This window comes from Streptococcus sp. 27098_8_103 (assembly GCF_041432345.1).
GTDB lineage: Bacteria > Bacillota > Bacilli > Lactobacillales > Streptococcaceae > Streptococcus > Streptococcus mitis_BV.
Window position 1 is genome coordinate 1 of the sequence record NZ_JAPVZK010000056.1, and the last position, 3,037, is coordinate 3,037.

General features: G+C 40.8%; 3 protein-coding genes. 2 read left to right on the forward strand and 1 reads right to left on the reverse strand.

What is annotated here, in order from left to right:
• Positions 1-198: 198 nt before the first annotated feature.
• Positions 199-273 (forward strand): hypothetical protein, encoded by a 75-nt coding sequence (locus O3599_RS09795; protein WP_232610068.1) that lies wholly within the window; start codon positions 199-201, stop codon positions 271-273.
• A gap of 298 nt (positions 274-571) precedes the next feature.
• A complete protein-coding gene (locus O3599_RS09800; RefSeq protein ID WP_001025437.1) occupies positions 572-2,116 on the forward strand; it encodes a peptide chain release factor 3 in 1,545 nt (514 codons plus the stop codon).
• Positions 2,117-2,618: 502 nt separating this feature from the next.
• Here the strand turns inward: O3599_RS09800 and O3599_RS09805 are convergent.
• Positions 2,619-3,037, reverse strand: a 419-nt coding sequence (locus tag O3599_RS09805; protein WP_371512739.1) for a transposase, incomplete at its 5' end; no start/stop codon positions are given.

A 3,037-nucleotide genomic window follows, 5' to 3' on the forward strand; every position in this document is an offset into this window, starting at 1 on the left:
AGGATGGAGAACGGATTTTGATGATGATATATTTGAAAAGCGGATTTTAAAGGGGAAAATATATGGTACAATAGTTTAACAGAGAAGTGAAGACGGTGGTTACAAAATCGAAAGGATGGTGATGCTTATGTGCAGATCCTGTAAAATCTTAGTAGAAAGGAGTAACCAGATTTGTCCCCTTTTGAGGCTTTGACACTCATGTTTGTAGCTGGTAACTTTGTTATCACGCTCCTAAAGTTCATCCTTGAATTGGTAAAAGAGACAAAAAAATAGCCGTCCTAACTTTGGCGAGTTAACGAGCTATTTTTTAGTTATGTAATTACAGCCACCGTCTTAAACGGCTCTGTGGGGTGTTGTTGTCGCAACACCTTTTTCTATATTTATTGTAACATTTATTTGAAAAATTGCAAGGGGAATTGTTCTACTTTAGCAGTGTCTGACATAAAATAGAAATTGAAAAAAATGGCAAAATCCGATATAATGGAGTGTTGAAAGGAATGGTAAAATCCAATGTAGAAATCATTCTTAGCTATTGAAACAAGAAAAATAGAGAATCAAAGAAAGAGAACTTATGAATATTCAAGAAGAAATTAAGAAACGTCGTACTTTTGCCATCATCTCCCACCCGGACGCGGGGAAAACAACCATCACTGAGCAGTTGCTCTACTTTGGGGGCGAGATTCGTGAGGCTGGTACCGTAAAAGGAAAGAAAACAGGGACTTTTGCCAAGTCTGACTGGATGGATATCGAGAAGCAACGCGGGATTTCGGTGACTTCATCTGTTATGCAGTTTGACTACGATGGTAAGCGCGTCAACATCCTAGACACCCCAGGGCACGAGGACTTTTCAGAAGATACCTATCGTACCTTGATGGCGGTGGATGCTGCTGTTATGGTCGTGGACTCTGCCAAGGGTATCGAGGCTCAGACTAAGAAATTGTTTGAGGTTGTGAAACACCGTGGCATTCCGGTCTTCACCTTTATGAACAAGCTAGACCGTGATGGACGTGAGCCACTGGACCTCTTGCAAGAATTAGAAGAAGTACTAGGCATTGCGAGTTACCCGATGAACTGGCCAATCGGGATGGGGAAAGCCTTCGAGGGGCTCTATGACCTCTATAACCAACGCTTGGAGCTCTATAAAGGGGATGAGCGTTTTGCTAGTTTAGAAGATGGGGACAAGCTTTTTGGCAGCAACCCTTTCTACGAGCAAGTCAAGGATGATATTGAACTTTTAAATGAAGCTGGGAATGAGTTTTCAGAGGAAGCTATTCTGGCTGGAGAATTGACACCAGTCTTCTTCGGTTCAGCTTTGACAAACTTTGGTGTGCAAACATTCCTTGAAACTTTTCTCAAGTTTGCTCCAGAGCCACATGGACATAAGAAAACAGACGGAGAAATTGTTGATCCTTACGATAAGGACTTCTCAGGATTTGTCTTTAAAATCCAAGCCAACATGGACCCTCGACACCGTGACCGTATTGCCTTTGTACGTATCGTATCGGGTGAATTTGAACGTGGCATGAGTGTCAACTTGCCTCGTACTGGTAAGGGTGCTAAACTGTCTAATGTTACCCAGTTTATGGCTGAAAGTCGTGAGAATGTGACCAATGCCGTGGCAGGAGATATCATCGGGGTTTACGATACAGGAACTTATCAGGTTGGGGATACATTGACAGTTGGAAAAAACAAATTTGAATTTGAACCACTGCCAACCTTCACTCCTGAAATTTTTATGAAAGTTTCTGCTAAGAATGTCATGAAGCAGAAATCCTTCCACAAGGGGATTGAGCAACTGGTGCAAGAAGGTGCTATTCAGCTTTATAAGAATTACCAAACAGGCGAGTACATGCTGGGAGCTGTTGGTCAACTCCAGTTTGAAGTCTTTAAACACCGCATGGAAGGCGAGTACAATGCGGAAGTAGTCATGAGCCCAATGGGTAAAAAGACCGTTCGTTGGATCAAGCCTGAGGACTTGGATGAACGAATGTCATCAAGTCGAAATATCTTGGCTAAAGACCGTTTTGACCAACCAGTCTTCCTCTTTGAAAATGACTTTGCCCTCCGCTGGTTTGCGGATAAGTATCCAGACGTAGAGTTGGAAGAGAAGATGTGACTCAGTACCAACAATTGGAACTAGAGTTCCTAATTGTTGGACGCTAGTCGCTATTTGGCGAATTAGCTAACTGCCTCACTAACTGAGTTTTACAAATGGAATCGATTTGTAAAACTCAGTGTCGTAATCTAATAATAGGTAACCGCTATGGCGGCTTACCTAAACGCTTCACTAGGAAAAATCCACGAATGGTATCGATTCGTGGACTTTTCCGTCGTAGATAGAAAAGGGTAACTGCCTTACTAACTCCGTTTGCAAATAGACTCGATTTGCAAAACTTCGTGTAGTGGATAATAATACTGCAGAGTATGTAGGGTTTTACCTTAGCCCTCTATAAAAAGATGTTGAATATTTGGCTTTATTCGTTTTACTATTAACCTTTATGGTAATAACTTATAAATAAAAGAAAACTTCAGATATTCACCTTTTGTGATTGGTCTGAAGTTTTCTTTTTTACTGTCCATATTTGGCTCTTTGTCAACTGTAGTGGGTTGAAGAAAAGCTAAAACCGAGAAAGGACAAATTTCGTCCTTTCTTTTTTGATATTCAGAGCGATAAAAATCCGTTTTTTGAAGTTTTCAAAGTTCCGAAAACCAAAGGCATTGCGTTTGATAAGTTTGATGAGATTATTCGTCGCTTCCAATTTTGCGTTGGAATAGGGTAGTTGAAGAGCGTTGACGATTTTCTCTTTGTCCTTTAGAAAGGTCTTAAAGACAGTCTGAAAAAGAGGATGAACCAGCTTAAGATTGTCCTCAATGAGTCCGAAAAATTTATCTGCCTCCTTGTTCTGAAAGTGAAAGAGTAAGAGCTGATAGACATTGTAGTGGTGTTTCAAGTCTTCTGAATAGCTCAAAAGCTTGTCTAAAATCTCTTTATTGGTTAAGTGCATGCGAAAAGTAGGGCGATAAAATCGCTTATCAC